21 protein-coding genes, 1 tRNA gene and 1 pseudogene are annotated in these 18,902 nt (G+C 68.8%); 9 read left to right on the top strand and 14 right to left on the bottom strand.

Features of this window, described 5'->3' with window-relative positions:
- Window positions 1-4 precede the first annotated feature (4 nt).
- Both LT965_RS09295 and LT965_RS09290 read left to right on the top strand, forming a co-directional pair.
- Window positions 5-664 (top strand): HAD family hydrolase, encoded by a 660-nt coding sequence (locus LT965_RS09295; protein WP_232700488.1) that lies wholly within the window; start codon window positions 5-7, stop codon window positions 662-664.
- A gap of 136 nt (window positions 665-800) precedes the next feature.
- Window positions 801-995, top strand: coding sequence for a cold-shock protein (locus tag LT965_RS09290; RefSeq protein ID WP_009486668.1), 195 nt, complete (start codon window positions 801-803; stop codon window positions 993-995).
- A 122-nt stretch (window positions 996-1,117) separates the two neighbouring features.
- Here the strand turns inward: LT965_RS09290 and LT965_RS09285 are convergent, their stop codons facing one another.
- From LT965_RS09285 to LT965_RS09270, 4 genes are all read right to left on the bottom strand, one after another.
- Window positions 1,118-1,957, bottom strand: coding sequence for an aldo/keto reductase (locus LT965_RS09285; protein WP_232700487.1), 840 nt, complete (start codon window positions 1,955-1,957; stop codon window positions 1,118-1,120).
- A 47-nt stretch (window positions 1,958-2,004) separates the two neighbouring features.
- Window positions 2,005-3,732, bottom strand: a complete 1,728-nt coding sequence (locus LT965_RS09280; protein WP_232700486.1) for a helicase HerA domain-containing protein — start codon at window positions 3,730-3,732, stop codon at window positions 2,005-2,007.
- Between the two features lie 63 nt (window positions 3,733-3,795).
- Window positions 3,796-5,142, bottom strand: coding sequence for an LLM class flavin-dependent oxidoreductase (locus LT965_RS09275; RefSeq protein ID WP_232700485.1), 1,347 nt, complete (start codon window positions 5,140-5,142; stop codon window positions 3,796-3,798).
- 199 nt (window positions 5,143-5,341) lie between these two features.
- Window positions 5,342-6,565 (bottom strand): carboxylate--amine ligase, encoded by a 1,224-nt coding sequence (locus tag LT965_RS09270; RefSeq protein WP_232700484.1) that lies wholly within the window; start codon window positions 6,563-6,565, stop codon window positions 5,342-5,344.
- A gap of 219 nt (window positions 6,566-6,784) precedes the next feature.
- Between LT965_RS09270 and LT965_RS09265 the strand changes: the two genes are divergently transcribed.
- On the top strand, window positions 6,785-7,315 hold the full coding sequence (locus LT965_RS09265; protein WP_232700483.1) for a 50S ribosomal protein L16: 531 nt from the start codon (window positions 6,785-6,787) through the stop codon (window positions 7,313-7,315).
- A 129-nt stretch (window positions 7,316-7,444) separates the two neighbouring features.
- On the opposite strand, the gene artA is transcribed toward LT965_RS09265, so the two are convergent.
- Together artA and LT965_RS16720 are read right to left on the bottom strand one after the other, a co-directional pair.
- Window positions 7,445-8,347 (bottom strand): archaeosortase A, encoded by a 903-nt coding sequence (artA, locus tag LT965_RS09260; protein WP_232700482.1) that lies wholly within the window; start codon window positions 8,345-8,347, stop codon window positions 7,445-7,447.
- A 164-nt stretch (window positions 8,348-8,511) separates the two neighbouring features.
- Complete coding sequence (locus LT965_RS16720) at window positions 8,512-8,568, bottom strand: hypothetical protein (protein WP_432419317.1); 57 nt, start codon at window positions 8,566-8,568, stop codon at window positions 8,512-8,514.
- 72 nt (window positions 8,569-8,640) lie between these two features.
- On the opposite strand from LT965_RS16720, the pseudogene LT965_RS09255 reads away from it, so the two are divergent.
- A pseudogene (locus LT965_RS09255) lies at window positions 8,641-9,024 on the top strand (DUF7382 domain-containing protein); the annotation flags it as partial.
- On the opposite strand, the gene LT965_RS09250 reads toward LT965_RS09255, so the two are convergent.
- The 6 genes from LT965_RS09250 to LT965_RS09225 form a co-directional block, all read right to left on the bottom strand.
- Window positions 9,021-9,758 (bottom strand): protein-L-isoaspartate O-methyltransferase family protein, encoded by a 738-nt coding sequence (locus tag LT965_RS09250; RefSeq protein WP_232700480.1) that lies wholly within the window; start codon window positions 9,756-9,758, stop codon window positions 9,021-9,023. The pseudogene LT965_RS09255 and the gene LT965_RS09250 sit on opposite strands and share 4 nt — an antisense overlap.
- A gap of 21 nt (window positions 9,759-9,779) precedes the next feature.
- On the bottom strand, window positions 9,780-10,691 hold the full coding sequence (locus LT965_RS09245; protein ID WP_232700479.1) for a class I SAM-dependent methyltransferase: 912 nt from the start codon (window positions 10,689-10,691) through the stop codon (window positions 9,780-9,782).
- A 57-nt stretch (window positions 10,692-10,748) separates the two neighbouring features.
- Window positions 10,749-11,378, bottom strand: coding sequence for a protein-L-isoaspartate(D-aspartate) O-methyltransferase (locus LT965_RS09240; protein WP_232700478.1), 630 nt, complete (start codon window positions 11,376-11,378; stop codon window positions 10,749-10,751).
- Between the two features lies 1 nt (window position 11,379).
- Entirely contained in the window at window positions 11,380-12,036 is a 657-nt protein-coding gene (locus tag LT965_RS09235) for an HVO_0476 family zinc finger protein (RefSeq protein ID WP_232700477.1), read from the bottom strand.
- A 103-nt stretch (window positions 12,037-12,139) separates the two neighbouring features.
- On the bottom strand, window positions 12,140-13,084 hold the full coding sequence (locus tag LT965_RS09230; RefSeq protein ID WP_232700476.1) for an aminopeptidase: 945 nt from the start codon (window positions 13,082-13,084) through the stop codon (window positions 12,140-12,142).
- Between the two features lie 70 nt (window positions 13,085-13,154).
- Window positions 13,155-13,664, bottom strand: a complete 510-nt coding sequence (locus LT965_RS09225; protein WP_232700475.1) for a DUF2243 domain-containing protein — start codon at window positions 13,662-13,664, stop codon at window positions 13,155-13,157.
- A gap of 127 nt (window positions 13,665-13,791) precedes the next feature.
- Between LT965_RS09225 and LT965_RS09220 the strand changes: the two genes are divergently transcribed.
- Genes LT965_RS09220 through LT965_RS09210 form a run of 3 tightly spaced genes read left to right on the top strand, consistent with a single transcriptional unit; the run spans window position 13,792 to window position 15,836 of the window.
- Window positions 13,792-14,346, top strand: a complete 555-nt coding sequence (locus tag LT965_RS09220; protein ID WP_232700474.1) for a metal-dependent hydrolase — start codon at window positions 13,792-13,794, stop codon at window positions 14,344-14,346.
- A 51-nt stretch (window positions 14,347-14,397) separates the two neighbouring features.
- The gene (locus LT965_RS09215; protein WP_232700473.1) at window positions 14,398-15,405 is read left to right on the top strand and encodes a type II glyceraldehyde-3-phosphate dehydrogenase; all 1,008 of its coding nucleotides are present in this window, start codon (window positions 14,398-14,400) and stop codon (window positions 15,403-15,405) included.
- Between the two features lie 47 nt (window positions 15,406-15,452).
- Entirely contained in the window at window positions 15,453-15,836 is a 384-nt protein-coding gene (locus LT965_RS09210) for an Hsp20/alpha crystallin family protein (RefSeq protein WP_232700472.1), read from the top strand.
- A gap of 80 nt (window positions 15,837-15,916) precedes the next feature.
- Here the strand turns inward: LT965_RS09210 and LT965_RS09205 are convergent, their stop codons facing one another.
- Window positions 15,917-16,768 carry an ATP-grasp domain-containing protein gene (locus LT965_RS09205; RefSeq protein WP_232700471.1) on the bottom strand — a complete coding sequence of 284 codons (852 nt, stop codon included), beginning with the start codon at window positions 16,766-16,768 and terminating at the stop codon, window positions 15,917-15,919.
- Between the two features lie 93 nt (window positions 16,769-16,861).
- Window positions 16,862-16,934 (bottom strand) — tRNA-Asp (locus tag LT965_RS09200).
- Between the two features lie 177 nt (window positions 16,935-17,111).
- Between LT965_RS09200 and LT965_RS09195 the strand changes: the two genes are divergently transcribed.
- Together LT965_RS09195 and LT965_RS09190 are read left to right on the top strand one after the other, a co-directional pair.
- Entirely contained in the window at window positions 17,112-17,339 is a 228-nt protein-coding gene (locus LT965_RS09195) for a DNA-directed RNA polymerase subunit H (protein WP_232700470.1), read from the top strand.
- Window positions 17,340-18,902 carry a DNA-directed RNA polymerase subunit B'' gene (locus LT965_RS09190; RefSeq protein ID WP_232700469.1) on the top strand — a complete coding sequence of 521 codons (1,563 nt, stop codon included), beginning with the start codon at window positions 17,340-17,342 and terminating at the stop codon, window positions 18,900-18,902.

Here is an 18,902-nt window from a genome sequence, read left to right as displayed (position 1 = left end):
CTCCATGACATACGACACCGTCGTGTTCGACAACGACGGCGTCCTCGTCGGCCGTACCCGGTACGACGTCTTGCAGGAGGCTGCGGAAGCGACCTTCGAGCAGTTCGACGTTACCGACCCCGACCCCGAGGACGTGGAGCAGATGACGATCGGAGCGACGCCAGAGACTGTCAGCGACGTCTGCGAGGAGTACGACATCGACCCAGACGAGTTCTGGCGCACGCGAGACCGAACGACCGCCGAGGCGCAGTACGAGGAGGTCCGCGCGGGCCGGAAGACGCTCTACGACGACCTCGACACCCTCGACGACCTCGACGTCTCGATGGGAATCGTCAGTTCGAACCAGCAGGCGACCGTCGACTTCGTCCTCGACCACTTCGACGTCCGGGACATGTTCGGCACCGCGTACGGGCGCGCGCCGACCGTCGAGAGCCTGCGCCACCGGAAGCCGAACTCCCACTACATCGACCTCGCACTCGCCGACCTCGACGCCGACTCGGCGCTGTTCGTCGGCGACAACGAGTCCGACGTGCGCGCCGCGGAGAACGCCGGCATCGACTCGGCGTTCATCCGGCGCCCCCACCGGCGGAGCTGGGACCTGAACGTCTGGCCGACCTGGGACATCGACTGTCTCGACGACCTCCACGACATCTGCGAGGGCTGAGTCGACACGGTCCCGGACCGGTCGGTTTCCGCATTCTGACGGGCGAGCGGCAGTTATACCGCCTGTAGTCCGTTCTCTGTACCTGCGCCGGCCCCCACAAGTATTATGAGTGAGAAACGCCTCACCATAGTTTGCAATGGCAGAAGGCACGGTTGACTTCTTCAACGACACGGGCGGCTACGGTTTCATCGAGACTGACGACGCGGACGAGGACGTTTTCTTCCACATGGAAGACGTCGGCGGTCCGGACCTCGAGGAGGGACAGGAAGTGGAGTTCGACATCGAGCAGGCCGACAAGGGCCCGCGCGCAACGAACGTCACCCGCCTGTAACTCGGGAACCCGCCGGCGTCTCTGACGCTGGCCAGGAGGCATCGATTTTCGAACGTTCACGACCCACCAGCGACGGGTCCGACAGTTCTGCGAGAGTGCCAGTTCCAGTAACGGTCGCTTCGTTACTCCAGGCGCGCGCGGTCCTCGTCGGTGAGTTCGAGGTGGCTCGCGGCGACGTTCGCCTCGAGGTGGTCGACGCTGGAGGTGCCGGGAATCGGGAGCGTCACGTCCGAGTGGTCGAGTAGCCACGCGAGCGCGACCTTCCGGACCGTCGCGTCGTGGTCGTCGGCGACGGCCTCGAGGGCCTCGCGCTTCCCACCGAGGTCGCCGCCACCCATCGGGAAGTACGGGACGAACCCGATGCCGTACTCCTCGCAGGCCGAGAGCACGTCCTCGTGTTCGCGGTCCGCGACGTTGTAGGAGTTCTGGACGGTCGCCACGTCGACGACGTCGCGGGCGGTCTCCAGCTGGTCGACGGAGACGTTGCTGAGGCCGACGTGGTCGACCAGCCCCTCGTCTCTCAGTTCGGCGAACGCGTGGACGGAGTCCTCGAACGGCGTCTCCGGGTCCGGGCGGTGGAACTGGTAGAGGTCGATAGAGTCCACTCCAAGGCGGTCGATGGAGGCCAGCGCCTGGTTCCGGATGTAGTCCGGGTCCCCGTGGGGGAGCCAGTCCCCCGAGTGGTTCCGCAGGAGGCCGGCCTTCGTCGCGACGACGGCGTCGTCGGTGATGCCTGCCTCCCGGATGAGGCGCTCGCTGACGCCCGGTCCGTAGGAGTCCGCAGTGTCCACGAAGTCGACGCCCAGTTCGACCGCACGCCGGAGGACGTCGTGCGCCGCGTCCTCGTCGTCGGGCCGCCCGATGATGTTCTCGCCGGTGACGCGCATCGCGCCGAACCCGAGTCGGTGGACCGTCAGGTCGCCGCCGACATCGAACGTGTCGCTGTCGTTGTCCATCGCCATACGGGACGTCCGGCCGCGATCAGGATAGGTGTTGGTGCAGCGGAACCCTACGGCTTCCACTGGTCGCGCAGTTCCGTGCGGGGTTTCGTCGGGTCGTCGCGCTCCACGAGCGTCCGCATGCGCTCAGCGTTGAACGCGTACTCGCGGTCGTCGCGGACGACGAGGTCGCGGGCGCGGAGTTCGGTGAGCAGCGTGTGCACCGCCTCGATGTCGACGTCTGCGGCGTCGGCGAGGTCGTGGGCGGTCGCGCCCGGGTTCGTCGCGAGGTCGGAGACGACGTCCCACGCGGCGTCGTCGTTGCACTTCGACTCCCGGCGGGAGGCGTTCACGCGGGTGACGACCGGCGGCGCCTGGAGGAGGTCGACGACGGCCTCGGGTGCCGGCTGGTCGTCACCGATCCCCTCCTGTAACTGCAGGCGCTCGCCGCGACGACGGAGACGGTCCTGGACAGCCTCGACGAGCGCGTCCCGGCCCCCCTCCGAGTCCGTCTCCTCGAAGACGAACGCGCCGTCCTCGTCCGCCGTGGACTCCGCCGGGGAGTCGGTCACCGACTCAGTAGCGTCGACGGCGGACCCGTCGGCGTCCGTCGAACCGTCCGTGACCTCGGCGTCGCTCTCCCCAGCCGTCGCCTCGGCGTCCCCGACTTTCGCCTCGAGTTCCGCGAGGCGTGACTCCAGGCGGTCGATCTGCTCGTTCTTCGTCTGGAGCGTCGACTGGTAGCTGTCGGGTGGCGCGCCGTCGCCGTGAGCGAGCGCGTTCGCCATCTTCCGGGCGGCCGCCGAGACGTCGCGTGCGGTCTCCAGTTCGGATTCGAGTTCCGCGATGCGCTCCTCGCGGTTCTCCACTTTCGACTCCAGTTCGGCGACCCGGTCGCGCTCCTGCTCCCGCCGGTCGGTGATGTCGCCGAGTTCGTCCATCAGCGACCCGCTGACGGACTTCAGGTCCGGGCGCTCGAAGTCGTCGAGACCGGGGGTCGCACCCGCGTCGAACGTGCGCTTGCGTTTGAACTGGACGCGACGCACCATCTCGTCGCTCCAGTCCGTCTGGATGAACGCCTCGCCGTCGCCCAGGTCGACGACGTCATCGGCGTACTCGGTGCCGACGATGCGGCCGACGACCTTCGTGTCGTTCTCCCAGGTGAGACGGTGCCAGACCAGCCAGTTCGCCTGCGTGATGAAGTCCTTCTTCACGTCCGCGGGGCGCTGGCTGATGCCGACGACGCCGAGGCCGTGCTTGCGGCCGCGCTTGCCCACCTTGATGAGGAGGTTGCCCGTCTCGCCGACGCCGCCGCCCTCGGGGATGTACTCGTGGCACTCCTCGACGACGAGCAGGAACGGCTTCTTCAGTTTCTTCTCCTTCGCGAAGAGGTGTCTGACCGTCTCCCGAAGGAGTTCGTCGGCCTCGTCGTCGTCGAGGTAGCCGGAGACGTCGAGGATGATGGGGACGTTCTCCTCCAGGGCGAGGTTCGCGAGCTTCTGGGCGTGCTCGACGTTCACCTGGATGTCGCACTCCTCGTCGGCGCCCGCGTGCAGGAGTTCGTACTCCTCTTTCAGGCCGTAGTACTCGCCGTCCGTGTCCACGATGAGCACCGGGTAGCCGGCCTCCAGCAGTTCCTCGACCACGACGCTGGTGGTGTTCGACTTCCCGGACCCGGACTTGCCCGTGACGAACCCGCGGCCGGTGAGCATCTCCACGATGGGGAACGCCAGGCGCTCGCCGTCGGCCGTTTCACCCACGTGAATCCGCTGGTCGCCGTCCGCTGCGGTGTCTGCCATCGCTTGCGGCCACGCAATCAGGGGGGAAAACCGTTGCCCTCGCCGGACTGACCGCCGGTGGAACTACTCGCGCCCGGGGTGGCCCCCGGGGAGGCCGCGCCGACCGAACGTCCGCTCCCGCAGCGTCTCCCCCGCGGGCGAGTCGGCCAGCAGGTCGCGTTCGCGCAACTCGGGGACGACGAGGTCGACGAAGTCCCGGAGGCTGCCCGGGCGGGCGACCTCCTTGACGTTGAAGCCGTCGACTCCCACCTCGTCGAACCACTGCTCGAACTCGTCGGCGACCTGCTCGGGCGTCCCGACGACGACCGGCGACGTCGTACCGAGGCCGGCGAACTCCGCGACCTCGCGGACGGTCCAGTCGCGGTCGTCGTTCGCGGTGAACGCGTTGACGACGCCCTGGATGGCCTCCGTCTCGATGTGCTCAAGCTTCTGGTCAGCGTCGAGTGCCGAGAGGTCCACGTCGACGAACCCGGACAGGAGCGCGAGCACGCCCTCCGTGTCGATTGCGTCGCGGTAGGCGTCGTGTTTCGCCTCGGCGATCGCCGCCGTCTCGCCGACGATGGGGACGATGCCGGGGAAGAACGCGAGGTCCTCGGGGTCGCGACCGTGGGCAGTCGCGCGTTCGCGGAGGTCGTCGACGTAGTCGCGGACGGCGTCCGCGGAGGGCTGGCTGACGAACACCGCCTCGGCGTGCTTCGCGGCGAACTCGCGGCCGCGGTCGGAGGAGCCAGCCTGGTAGAGGACGGGCGTGCGCTGGGGCGACGGCTCGGCCCCGTGGGGGCCGGGCACGTCGAAGTGCTCGCCCTCGTGGTCGACAGCGTGGACCCTCTCGGGGTCCGCGTAGGTTGCGTTCTCCCGGTCTCTGCGGACGGCGTCGTCGTCCCAGGAGTGCTCCCAGAGCGCGTACGCGACGTCCATGAACTCGTCGGCGCGGTCGTAGCGCTCGTCGTGGTCCATGCGCTCCTCGAAGCCGAGGTTCGCCGCCGCGGACTCCAGGTAGGAGGTGACGACGTTGAACGCGACGCGGCCGTCCGTGAGGTGGTCGAGCGTGGAGAACTCGCGGGCGAGCTGGTAGGGGTGGTTGTAGGAGGTGGACTTCGTGATGGCGAACCCGAGGTCGTCGGTGACCTCGGCCATCGCGGGCACGAGGTACGCGGGGTCGTTCGAGGGCGTCTGCACGGCCTTCTCGACGGCGGTGTCCCTGTCGTCGCCGTAGACGTCGTAGATGCCGCGGACGTCCGCGAAGAACACGGCGTCGAAGCCGCCGCGTTCGGCGGTCCGTGCCACGTCGGTCCAGTACTCCAGGTCGCTGTAGCGGTGAGACTGGTCGCCAGGGAGTCGCCAGGACCCGACGGAGACGTGCTCCACGGCGTTCATCGTGAAGAGGTTGAGGTGGAGCCGGTCGCTCATTACCCGGCGTTCGCGCGGCCGGGGTTTAGCCGGGGCGACACCGGCGGGGGCGTGGCGTTGTCACCGACGACGGCAACGCTCGCCTGGAAGGGGCTTGCAGGCGACAGCTGGTCCGGCGCGGTGTGTCGCACTCCCGCGGAGCCGCGCCGGTCGACGGTCAGGTCACGGGCCGGGCTGGTCCCGGCTTCGCACTTGAACGTTAGCAGGAGCAGTAGTAGTCGCGGCCGCCGAACTCTACTTCGAGGCGGTGGGCGACGGGCGCGGGGTCGCTGGGCCGGTACACTGCCGTCGTCAGGTCGCCAGTGGTCTCGAACTCGCCCGAGACGAGGGCCTGCCAGTCTGCAGGCGAGAGGACGTCCGCGAATTCGCCGCCGGCGACCAGCGGGAGGTAGTCCTCGAGGGAGACCCAGCGAGCGTCGGTGAGTGGGCCGGGGTCGTAGTCGGTGCCGGTGGCGTCGGCGTAGGCCGCCACCGGGAGGTTCGCGCCGGCGGCGACGGGCATGCTGATCCACTTCCACGGGCGCGTGTTCACGTCGAGGAGCACGAAGTCCTCGCGCGCGCTGTCGTAGACGAACTCCGCCTCGCTGATGCCGTGGTAGCCAGCGTCCTCGACGACGGCGAGCGCGCGTTCCTCGATCTCGGGCCGTTCCACGCGCTCGACGACGCAAGACGTGCCGTAGCCGAGCGGTGCGCGGACGCGGGCGTTGCCCACGACGGCGAGCGGGTCGCCGTCTTCGGGGACGTAGGAGGCCAGCGAGTGGTCCTCGCCGCGCGCGACCGGGACCTTCTCCTGGGCCATGACCTCGATACCGGTCTCCCGTGCCATCTCCACGACGTCGCGGTACTCCTCGCGGTCGGCCACCTCGATGACGTTCGTGCCGACGGCCTCCTCGAACTCGCGCTTGCGAGCGGGTTTGACGACGAGCGGGAAGCCGAGTTCGTCGGCGGCCTCCTCGGGGTCGGTCTCGGAGAGCTGGTAGGTCTCGGGGTAGGGGACGCCGAGTTCCTCGCAGCGGTCGTACAGCGCGGTCTTGTCGAGCACGGAGTCGAGCGTGTCGATGTCCGCGAACGGCAGGCGGACGCCGTCGGGGTCGGCCTCCGCGAACGCGAGCGCCCACTCGTCCATGCAGCCGAAGGCGACGGGGTCGTGGGCGAGTTCGGCGGCGAGCGCCTCGACGTCCTCGCGGAAGCCGGCCTGGTCGTCGAGCGGGTAGGTCACCTGGCCCGCGTAGTCGACGGCGTTCGAGGGCGGTGCGGCGCCGTCCCCGGAGCGGTCGAGCGCGACCACGGGGACGTCGTGGGCGGCGAGCGCGCGAGCCACCGAGAGTCCCGTAACGTGGGCGTTGGCGACGAACGCGGGCGGGCGGTCGAAGTCGGCGCCCGCGAGCGCGTCGCGGAGCGCGTCGAAGTCCCGGAAGGTCATGCGAGCGTGTTGCCGTCCGCGGGGGTAAAGCGACCGGGTTCTGGACGTGTTCCGCCGCTACCCGTGACGGACCGGAGTGACGGGAACGTGGAGCGCGTGACGGGGTGGCCGGAGGGAGGAGGATGACACGCCGCGCTCGCGGGGGTAGCGGGCGCCGAGCCGACGAAACGGGTTCGAAGCCTTTATTCGCGCGCTGACCCTGAGCCAACAGTAGTAACTATGTCCGAGAAGCCGGCCTCCATGTACCGGAAGATCGACAAGCCGTCGTACACCCGTCGCGACTACGTCACGGGGATTCCGGGCTCGAAGATCGCACAGCACCAGATGGGCGACCTGCAGGCAGACAAGGACGACTACCCCGTCCAGATCAGCCTCGTCCCCGAGGAGGAGTGCCAGCTCCGCCACGGGAGCCTCGAGGCCTCCCGCCTCTCTGCGAACCGCCACCTCATCAAGGAACTCGGCGAGGGCAACTACAAGATGAGCCTCCGCAAGTTCCCCCACCAGATCATCCGCGAGAACAAGCAGGCGACCGGCGCGGGTGCGGACCGTGTCTCCGACGGGATGCGCCAGGCGTTCGGCGTCCCGGTCGGCACCGCCGCCCGCATCTACCCCGGCGAGCGCCTGTTCACTGCGTGGTGCGAGGTCGACCAGGCCGAGACCGTCAAGGAGGCGTTCCGCCGCGCGTACAACAAGATTACGCCGCCGTGCAAAATCGTCGTCGAGCGCGGCGAGGAACTGCTCGTCCGGTAGGCCGGCTTCCCACACCACTTCTCCGGATTTCTCGCGCGTAGCCGCGGCGCCGTGACTCTCGTTCCGTACTACTGGATGCGTAGTCGTCGCTGTGTGACGTTCGACGAGTGGCCGTGAGAACTGCGGAGCCTACTGCGCGAACCGCTCGGTGACGTCGTACTCGTTACCGGTGGCGATGTACGCGACGTCCTCGACGACGCCGCCGAGTTCCGGGACGACGCGGAGGAGGGCGAGCGTCAGCGCCACGAGCACGACGACGGACAGCGACTGGGCGAGCACGCGGTCGGCGAAGAGGTACGACACCATGTTTGCGTCGCCGGTGGCGAACATCGTGAACACGAGGTTCTGGACGGTCTGGCCGGCGAACCACTGTTCGCCGTGCGCGATGGCGATGAAGACGACGCGCACGATGTTCAGCCCGTAGATGACGGGGAGCGTGATGGCGAGCGCGAGCAGGCGGCGGCGCAGCGGCGCCTTCACCGCGAGCGCGAGGCCGCCGACGATGGACATGCTCCCGACGCCCGTACACGCCAGCAGCACCGTCGTCGTGAACCGGTGGCCGGCCTCACCCGTCATGCGGTTCTCCCCGGTGAATACGAACCGCGAGTGGTAGCCGTGGTCGCCGTCCACGATGGGCGGGTGGTAGCCGAGCTGGGCCATCACCCACTTGGCCTGCTGGGCGACGGACTCGATGGCGAACTGCCGCAGCGGCTCGATCGTCTGGAACGGGAGGTAGAGCAGCCCCATGATGGCGACCGCGCGCGTCAGCGTCTCGAGGTCCTTCCGACCGCTACCGACGAGGTAGGCGGTGTACAGACACGCCGGGACCGCGGCCGCGCTCAGCACGCCCTCGACGATGCTGCGCTGGACGAACGCGAAGTGCGGCGTGAGCAGTCCCCAGAACGCGGCGAACAGTACCCACGCGAGAACGGCCGCGTAGCGACTCGTCCGTCGTGACTCCCCCTGGAGGATCGCGCTCGCACCGAAGGTCGCGACGACGAACCACGCGAGCGTATCGGTCAGGGCGGTCATCGTTGCCGGGTAGACGAACGACGCGACAATATGCGTGTCGGTCGACCACGCGCTCGCCGGGAGACGACGACGCCGCTGTCGGGCGTGGCGCACGAGAGAACGCTGTCGCTGTCGGATTGTAGCGCGCGAAAGAAAATGGTGTTATTCAGTTGTCTCAGCGTGCGTTACTCGCGCAGTGCGAGGAGCGCAGCGCCGAGGATGGCGACCAGCGCGATACCCATGCCGAAGCCGGGGATCCCGCCGTCCGAGCCGCCGTCGTCGCCACCGTCGTCACCGCCGGTGTCACCGCCCGTGTCGCCACCGTCGTCGGCGTCGCCACGCTCAGCGTGCTGCTCAGCATGGTCTCGGGGGTGAACACGCTCGCCGTCAGTGAACTCGACGCGAAACCCAGCCCGGACGTCGTGACGCCCGGCGAACAGACACTGTCGGTCACCGCCGTCGACGCCGAAGGCAACCCCGTTTCCGGCGCGACGGTCGTCGTGAAGGCTGGCACCGCGGACCTCGACAGCGTCGCGACGGCGACCACCGCCGACGCCGGGACGGCTACGCTTCGCGTCGACCCCCGGCTCGGCCCGAACCAGGCGGAGGGATCCCTGGAGATCTCGCTGAAGCCGCCCGCCGGCTCCGACTACGTCGACCGCCGCGAGAACACCGCCGTCCTCGTCGTCCGCGACTAGCGGTTCTCCCAGTCGATCCACTCGTGCTCCCAGCCGCCGCGGGACTCCGCCGCGCGCACCGCGCGCTCGTGGTCCTCCCGCACGGTCCGGTTGCGTTCGACGGCGCTCCCCTGCTCGCCGTCGACCAGCAGCGGCGCGAACGCGACGGGGCCGTGGACGCCCACGGTCTCCCCGTCCTCCACCGCGACCAGCGTCTGGTCGCCACTCCCCCGGGGGAACACAAGTCGGCCGCCGGGTGCGAGCTGCTCGAGCAGCGCGGCGGGCGCGTCTACGGCCGCGGCCTCGACGACGATGCGGTCGAACGGCGCGTACTCCGGCAACCCTTCCGCGCCGTCCCGGCAGTCGACCAGCACGTCGCCGTAGCCGGCGCTCGCGAGGTTCGCCCGCGCGTCGTACACGAGTCGCCGGTCGATGTCCACCGCGTGGACGTGCTCGCCGCCGACGATCTCCGCGAGCACCGCCGCCGTGTAGCCGACGCCGACGCCCACGACGAGCACGTCGTCGCCCGCCTCCGGGGCGAGCGCGCTCAGCAGCCGACCGGCCATCGACGGCGAGAGAATCGCCGTGTCCCGGTGCCGGAACGACTGGTCGGTGTACGCGCGGTGCTCCTCGTCGACGAACTCGTGGCGGGGCACCGCCCGCATCGCGCGGCCCGTCGGGTGGGCCTCGACGACAGCCTTCGTGTCGTGTTCGAGGCTGTCGACCATCTCGTCCCGCAGCGCCGCGAACTCCATGTGACGGTTTTCGCGTGGACCCTATTCAACTGCGCGCCTGCGACCCGCCACGAATCCGTACTCCGTCCCCGGAACGTCCCCCTCTCGAACCGCCTCGAAGCCCGCGTCGGTGAACCACTCCCCGACCGTCTCGGCGGCGTGACACTCCCCCGCCCCGGTACCCGCCAGCAGCTCCGCCGTCAGCCCGGCGTCCGGCGTGCCGTCACGGAGCACGTCGACGTGGACGGCGAGACCACCGTCGACGAGCGCCTCCCGTGCAGCCGCGAGCAACTGGCGGTTCTCCTCGGGCCCGTAGCCGTGGGCGACTCGCGCGTGGAAGACGACGTCGAAGCTCCCGTCCGCGCCCGCCAGCGGGTCGCCAGCCAGAAGGTCGACGCGCTCGGTGCCCAGCAACGGGCGAACGGCGTCGACGACGCGCTGCTCGGCGAGCATCGTCACGTCGAACCCCCGGCGCGCGAACTCCACGGCGTGCCGCCCGGGCCCGTCGTCGACCACGAGCACGGACTCGGCGTCAGGCTGCTCGCGGACGGCGGCGGTGACCGCGGCGCGGACGCTCGCGTCGTCCTCCGCGGCGCGCGCCCCCAGCCGGTTCCGGAGGGCGTTTCCCCGGGGAACCGGCGGGTCGCCCGTGCGCATCGTCTCCGGGAGCGCCACCAGGGCCTCCACGCGGTCGAGTTCGTGGGGGAGCGTCCCGACCGAGCGCACGTCCGTCTTGGTGATGAACCCAAGCATCCGGTTGGTCGGCTCCACCGCGTCTCCGACCTGCTCCAGCAGCCCCATCTCCAGCAGCGCGTCGACGGTCAGTTCCGCGGCCCGCTCCGTGACCCCGGCCGTCTCCGCGACCTCCGCGGGCGTGTCCGCTGTGGAGACGAGCGCGTCGAGCACGCCGGTCTCACGGGCGGCGCGCAGCAACAGCAGTTCCCGATAGTCCATACCCCACCGGTGTGTCGCCGGGCGGATAAAATCAGTCGCCGACTGGACGCGAGTCCGTCAGTCGCCCTGCATCCGCACGAACCGCACCCCACCCCTGTCGGTGCGGTCGAGGCTGCCGTCCTCGCGTTTCACCGCGTGGACGAGGCGCTGGCGGGCGTCCCCGATGGGCGCGACCAGCCGACCTCCCGCCCGGACTTGCTCGACGACCGCCGGCGGGAACTCCGGGGCCGCACACGTCAGGTACGCGGCGTCGTAGGGTGCGTGCTCGGGCCAGCCCTCGCGGCCGTCGCCCACGCGCACGGAGACGTCGCTGTAGCCCGCGTCCGCGAGCGTCTCTGTCGCTCGGTCGGCGAGGTCCGCGACGAACTCGACGGAGTAGACGTTCGCAGGACCGACGAGTTCCGCGGTCACCGCGGCGTGGTAGCCACACCCCGTCCCGACCTCCAGGACGCGCTCGCCGGACTGGAGGTCGAGTTCCGTCGCCATGATCGCGACCATGTGTGGCGCGCTGATGGTCTGGCCCTCGCCGATGGGGAGCGGGCGGTCGTCGTAGGCGTGCTCGCGTCGCCCCTCCGGGATGAACTCGTGGCGAGGCACCGCGCGGATCGCGGCGGCGGCGCTGTCGCTGACGTTCGGCCGCGAGGCGAGCGCGTCCGCGAGTCGCTCCCGCTCGCGCTCCCTCGTCATCCTACCAGGCCGACCACGCGGTGCTCGACTCGTCGTCCCCGTACACTCGCTTGACGTCCTTGGCGAACACCGTGTCGCCGTCCTCGCCGAGTTTCGGGAACTTGTACGACTCGATGGCGCTCTCCCGGACGTGGATACCCGTCACCGACACCGTCTCGTCGCCGAACTCCTGGGTCTCCCCGACGACGAACTCGTAGTCGCCGGGCACGTGGACCGTCAGGCTCCGACTCCCCTCGTCGCCGTCCTTCGGGTGGACGGTCACGTCGACGGAGACGTTGTCCACCGCGCGCGTCCACACCGTATCGATGTCCGCGGCGTCCGCCCGGGTGGTGCGGTCCTCCGGCCCGACCTCGATGCTCGTCACGCGCACCTGCGCGATGGTCTCCTCGGTCTCCACGATGAACTCGTCGCCCTCGTAGACGGTCTCCCCGGGGTCGAACTCCGCGCTCCCCGTGAAGGACTCGCCGTCCTGGGAGACGACGACCTCGCGCTCGACGGTCCGGTCTTCGGTGGTCGGTTCCTTGTGGACGTGCCCGCACTCGGTACACTGCACGGTGGCGTTGCCCCCACCGGTCGTCAGGACTTCGTGGACGGTCTCGAGGTCCGGCGAACAGGACGGACACTCGAAGGGGACGTGCTCCCCGGCGTTCTCGCTCATACTGGCGTGTAGCCGCCCCGAACGTAAAAGCGCGCGGAGTCCCGATTTGCTCGTCCTCGAACTGTTCCGCAGGGGTTCTCGTCGGTGGTTGACCAGTAGGGCGTTACGCAGTCGGGAGGTCGATTTCCTCGCCGTCGGCGAACACAGTCGGGTCCTTGAGGATGCCGTCGAGGTGGAGCGGGGCGTCGGTGTCGCCGCCGATGCCGGCGTCGTCGCCGATGGCGATGTGGACGGTGCCCGCGGCCTTCTCGTCGAGGAGGACGCTGCCGACGAGTTCCGTGACCGCGACGTTCGTCCCGATGCCGAGCTCCGCGAGGTTGTAGGCGTCCCGGCCGACCTCTTCGCTCGCGGTCTCGACCTGCCCGCGGATCTCGTCGTCGGAGATGTGGGTGACGAAGCCGTCCTCGACCTCGAAACGGAGCTCCTCTCCGTCGAGGCGGCCGTGGGGGCGCATCGTGCCATCGACGACGTAGGTCCCGTTGGCGTCCTCGGGGGAGACGAACACCTCGCCCGCGGGGAGGTTCGAGAAGTCGCCGGCGTCGTGGACGATGCCCGTGTCGTCGTGCCACTCGCGGGCGCCCGGTTCGAACGTGATGTCCGTGCCGGCGTCCGTGGTGACGCGGACCTCGTCGGCGCCCGCGACCTGCGCGAGCACGTCCTCGCAGTGCTGGCGGATGGTCTCGTAGTCGGCGTCCAGGCCCGTCGTGAACACGTCCTCGGTGATGCCCGGGAGCGTCGCGCCGCGGGCGCCCGCGTCGCAGGCCGCGCCGCGAGCGCGCGTGTGACTCAGACTCTTCGTGGTCGGCGCGAGGAAGACGTCCGCGGCCTCCATCGCCGCTGCGACCGGTGCCGGCGGCTCCTCGCCGTGCTGGTCGAGGGGCGGGTAGCGGAGAATCGTGGTGTCCTCGCTGACCTCGCTGGCCACCTCGTAGAGTGCTTCGCCGATGGGCTGGCGCTTGTCGTCTGTGACTACCACACAGGACTCGTCGGCGCCGAGGGCGAGACACTGTTCGACCGCGGTCTCCGCCGCCGTTCGCAGGTCTGTCATACCTCCGTGTTCAGTCGCCGGGAGAAAGGTGTTACCGATACGGAGACGACGGGGGCGTCGAGCCGATTCGTCACTCTGGGGGTGCAGCGGCACCGTCGCCGCGGACGACGGCGTAGCCGCCGAGGACGAACAGCACACCCCAGACGAGGAAGGCGACGTCCCAGAGGAGGACGGACCCGGGACCGTCCGGCCAGACGTGGTGGATGCCGAGCAACTGGTGGTTCACGGTGCCCTCGACGACGTTGAACAGCCCCCAGCCGAGCACCGTCGACCCGAGCAGCGTCTGACCCGACGGCGGGACCGCGGGGTCGCGCCATGCTCGGAGGAGTAGTACGGTTCCAGCGACCGTGAAGACGTACGTCGCGGCGTGGAACAGGCCGTCGGCCACCACGTTCGTGCGCAGGTTGGCTACGGTGGTCGGGGCGACGGACGCGGAGAGCATGTGGTGCCACTGGAGCAACTGGTGGAGGACGATGCCGTCGAAGAAGCCGCCCAGGCCCACGCCGAGGACCACCCCGGCCTGGACGAGTGGCTTCGCCCGTCGCTGGAGGCCGAACCACGTCCCTGGCTGGTCGCTCATACGGGACATTGAGGGCTGGGAGCCGGAAAAACGTGTGCTGCCCGACCGATCGCCGCGCTTCGGTCGGGTATTCCGCCGGTTCGCGTCTGACGTGGAGTTAACCGCCCGGGGTGGGAGTTCGAGGTAGATGAACGAGCGAGACCACGTCATCAACGCGGTGCTGCTCGGCGTCGGCGTCGGCGTCATCCTCGACCCGAGCATGACCTTCGGGACCCTCGTATCGGTCGTCGTCGTCACGGGCCCGGTCGTACTCGGCGCGCTCCTGCCCGACCTGGACACCTCCTTCGGCACGCACCGCAAGACGCTGCACAACTTCCTGACGCTGGGCGTCGTCGCGGCGTTCCCGCTGTTCCTCGACAACCTCCACTGGGTGTGGCTCGGCGTCTACACGCACTACACCCTGGACCTGCTCGGGAACGTCCGCGGCCTGGCGTTCCTCTACCCGCACCCGAAGGAGTACGACGTCCCGTTCGGCGTCACCGTGAGCAGCAGGTGGGCGACGCCGGTCACGCTCGTCGTCACGGCGTTCGACCTGGCCGTAGCCGCGCTCGTCGTCCACTTCCCGCGGTTCCTCCCCGTGGTCACCGCCGACCGCATCGACCGACTCGCCCGCGGCGTCCGCCTCGACCTGGCCGACATCGTCCCGGGGGTCCTGGTCGACATCCTGGCTCTGGTCCTGTAGCGCCCGGGTAACCCCGAAACTGTTTTCCCCCTTCTCGGCCGACGTTCTCTCATGATTCGCGTCGGTATCAACGGCTACGGCACCATCGGGAAACGCGTCGCGGACGCGGTCCGGGCCCAGCCCGACATGGAGGTCGTCGGCGTCGCCAAGACCCGCCCGAACTTCGAGGCCGAACAGGCCCGACGGCTCGGCTACGACCTCTACGCCGCCGTCGAGGACCGTGCCGGCCAGTTCGACGAGGCCGGCATCGAGACGGCGGGAATGGTCGACGAACTCGTCGCGGAGAGCGACGTCGTCGTCGACGCGACGCCCTCCGGGATCGGCGCGCAGAACCGCGAGCTCTACGAGGCAGAGAACACGCCCGCCATCTACCAGGGCGGCGAGGACGCCGACGTGGCGGACGTCTCGTTCAACGCGCGCTCGAACTTCGAGGAGTCCGTCGGCGCCGACCACGTGCGCGTCGTCTCCTGCAACACGACCGGGCTCTCCCGGCTCGTCGCGCCGCTCCGGGAGGCCTACGGCGTCGAGAAGGTGCGCGCCACGCTCGTCCGGCGCGGCGGCGACCCCTCCCAGTCCGACCGGGGCCCCATCAACGACATCCTCCCCGACCCAATCTCGATTCCGAGCCACCACGGGCCGGACGTCGAGACCATCTTCCCGGACCTCGACATCGACACGCTCGGCATGAAGGTGCCCGCGACGCTGATGCACATGCACAGCGTCAACGTCACCCTCGAGGCCGAACCCGACGCCGACGAGGTTCGTGACCTGCTCGCTGAGCAGTCCCGCATCTTCGTCGTCGACCCCGCCCTCGACATCGGCGGCTCCGGCGACCTCAAGGAGTACGCCCTCGACATGGGTCGCCCGCGCGGTGACCTCTGGGAGAACTGCCTCTGGGGCGAGTCCGTCACCACCGAGGGAAGCGACTTCTACTGCTTCCAGGCCATCCACCAGGAGTCCGACGTGGTGCCCGAGAACGTCGACGCCGTCCGCGCCATCACGGACGCCGCGACCGCCGAGGAGTCCGTCGCGACGACGAACGACGCGCTCGGCATCTGACTGTCGCAGCCCGAACGCTTTTCCACGGTGCCTGCCTACGCCGGCACATGAGACGGGACGACCGGGACGACCCCTTCGACGACATTTTTCGGGAGATAGAGCGGATGATGGACGAGATGATCGGCGGTGCACAGGGACTCCGTGGCGACCAGTCCGGCTTCTCCACTGGCACGCACGTCGACGTCCACGAGAGCGACGACACCATCCGGGTCATCGCCGACCTCCCGGGCGTCGAGAAGGACGACATCTCCATCCAGTGCGACGGCAAACAGGTCACCATCAGCGCCCACACGGACTCCCGGGAGTACGACGAACGCGTCAGCCTCCCCGGCCGCGTCGACGCGCGCTCGGGTGACGCCACTTACAACAACGGCGTCCTCGAGATCGCCTTCGAGCGCACCAGCGACTCGACGAACATCGACGTCCAGTAACCCCCGACCCCAGTCGTCACCCCGTTCTGCGGTCTGCTTCGTACGCGCCAGCCCCGAATGAGTAGTCCCAGCCCCGCCAGTTACGAGTCGGCCGTCCGCTCGACGAGCGCCGCGAGCCGGTCGTAGAACCCCGACTCGTACTTCGACTCGTCGTCGATGGTCGGGCGCGCGTTCGTCTCGTTGACGACTGCGCGCTCGTCGGTGACGAGCAGGTCGACGCCGAGGAACGCGACGTCCAGCGCCGCGGCCGCGTCGAGCGCGAGTTCCCGGAGTTCGGGGGGGAGTTCGACGCCCTCCGCGGACGCGCCGCGGTGGACGTTGTGCTTCCAGCCGTCGGGAGCCTCCCGCTGGACCGCGCCCACCACCTCGCCGTCGAGCACCATCGCGCGGTAGTCCGCGGCGTCCGGGAGGAACTCCTGGACGAGGTAGGACTTGTCACCGGTCGCGCGGTAGTCGTGGACGAGTTCGAGGTAGTCGGTCACGCCGGCCAGCGAGTCCGCGTCGTGGACCTTCGCGACGCCGACGCCGCGCGTCGTGGAGTTCGGTTTCACCACCACGGGCGCGTCGAAGCGTTCGAACGCCCCACGGACCGCGTCCTCGTCGGCGGGGTTCGAGACGTAGACGGTGTCTGGGACGGGGACGCCGGCGTCCGCGAGCGTCGCGAGCGCCCCCGCCTTGTTCCGCGAGCGCAGGATTGCCGCGCGGTCGTTCACCCACGGCACGTCGAGCAGCGCGTCCACCACGCCGCCCTCCATCAGTCGCCCCGGGAAGACGAACCCCACGTCGAACGCCTCTGGGTCGAACGGCGGGTCCGACAGCGGCGTCACCGACTCCCGGACGGAGACGTGTTCCGCGCGGATGCCGCGGTCGGCGAGCGGGCCGCGCATCCGCTCGAACGTCTCCGTGTCGTTGGCGACGGCCAGTCCGAGCATACCTCGTGGTTGGCGGCGAAGGTCTAAAAACCGCTGCTGTTGGCGAGGACGGAGCACAGCGAGTGCTCTCGAAACGTTGCGTCAGAGAGAAAGCGCCCGAGGCGGGATTTGAACCCGCGTCACGACCGTGACAGGGTCGTATGATGGGCCACTACACCACCCGGGCACGCTGCACTCGTTCGTAGCCGGCATTCATTCTTAAGGCTTTCCAATCGGGTGGCGTGTGGGCCGTGCTGGCGTGCGCAACCCGATGAATTGTAGTTAGCAAGACTTAAATTCCACGGCCGGTAATTGGCCTGTAGTATCTCGTGAGAGTTGATTCTCCCCCCATGCAGGTGCACCCATGGTAGACGTAAGCCAACACGAACTCGTCCCGGAGCACACCGTCCTCGACGAAGCGGACGTCGAGGAGGTGCTCGAGGACTACGACATCGAGCGCACGGAGTTGCCCAAGATCAGACGCAAGGACCCGGCGCTGCCCGACGACGCCGAGCTCGGCGACGTCGTCCAGATCGTCCGCGACTCCCGAACCACAGACAAAGCCGTCGTATACCGACTGGTGATAGAATAAATGCAACAGGAAGACCGACGCGAACTGTCGAGGTCGTACTTCTCGAAGGAACGACTCGCCGAACACCACTACCGCTCGTTCAACGCCTTCCTCGAGCGCGGCATGCAGGACGTCGTGACCGAGAAGGAACGCATCGAGACCGACATCGGCGACAAGGAGGAGGAAGAACCGGTGTGGGTCGAACTCGGTGACGTCCGCATCGTCACGCCACGCGTGCGCGAAGCGGACGGCTCCGAGGAACTGCTGTACCCCCAGGAGGCGCGCCTCCGCAACATCACGTACTCCGCCCCGGTGTTCATGGAGATGAGCATCGTGCGCGGCGGCGAAGAGGAGGAGGAGCGCGTCCTCGACACCACCGAGACGAAGGTCGGCCGGATGCCAATCATGGTCGGCTCCGAGAAGTGCAACATCGCGGGCTTCTCCGAGGAGGAACTCATCGAGATCGGCGAGGACCCCGCCGACCCCGGCGGCTACTTCATCATCAACGGCAGCGAGCGCGTGCTGATGACCAGCGAGGACCTCGCACCGAACAAGATCCTCGCCGAGTACGACTCGAAGTACGGCGACGAGATCCAGGTCGCGAAGACGTTCAGCCAGCGCCGGGGTTACCGCGCGCTGGTGCTCGTCGAGCGGAACCGCGAGGGACTGCTCGAGGTGTCGTTCCCCTCGGTCTCGGGCTCCATCGACTTCGTGACGCTGGTTCGGGCGCTCGGCCTCGAGTCCGACGAGGAGATCGTCCACCGCGTCAGCGAGGACCCCGAGATCGTGAAGTTCATGCTGGAGAACCTGGAGGAGGCCGACGTCCAGACCCAGGAGGAGGCCATCGAGAAGCTCGGCCAGCGAGTCGCCTCCGGGCAGGGGAAGAACTACCAGCTGAAGCGCGCGAACTACGTCATCGACCGCTACCTCCTCCCGCACCTCCACGAGGAGGGCATCGAGGACGAGGAGACGCGCATCAACAAGTCCTACTACCTCTGCCGGATGGCCGAGGCGTGTTTCGAACTCGCGCTCGGGCGCCGCGAGGCCGACGACAAGGACCACTACGCGAACAAGCGCCTGAAGGTCTCCGGTGACCTGATGAAGGACCTGTTCCGGACCGCGCTGAACAAGCTGGCACGCGACGTGAAGTACCAGCTCGAGCGCGCGAACATGCGGAACCGACAGCTCACCGTGAACACGGTGGTTCGCTCCGACGTGCTGACCGAGCGCCTCGAACACCCTATCGCGACGGGGAACTGGGTGGGCGGACGCTCCGGCGTCAGTCAGCTCGTCGACCGCACGGACTTCATGGGCGTGCTCTCGCACCTACGCCGCCTGCGGAGTCCGCTGTCCCGCTCGCAGCCCCACTTCGAGGCGCGCGACCTGCACGCGACCCAGTGGGGGCGGATCTGTCCCTCCGAGACCCCCGAAGGACCGAACTGTGGCCTGGTGAAGAACTTCGCGCAGTCGATGGAGCTCTCCCAGAACGTCGACGACGAACGGGAGCTCAAACGAGAGCTCTCGTCGATGGGCGTCGAGGGCATCCCCGGAATCAACACGGAAGCGACATCAGCGGACGACTAA

This window comes from Halobacterium wangiae (assembly GCF_021249345.1).
GTDB lineage: Archaea > Halobacteriota > Halobacteria > Halobacteriales > Halobacteriaceae > Halobacterium > Halobacterium wangiae.
The sequence above is the reverse complement of the archived record's forward strand: the minus strand, read 5'-3'. Positions and strand labels throughout refer to the sequence as shown.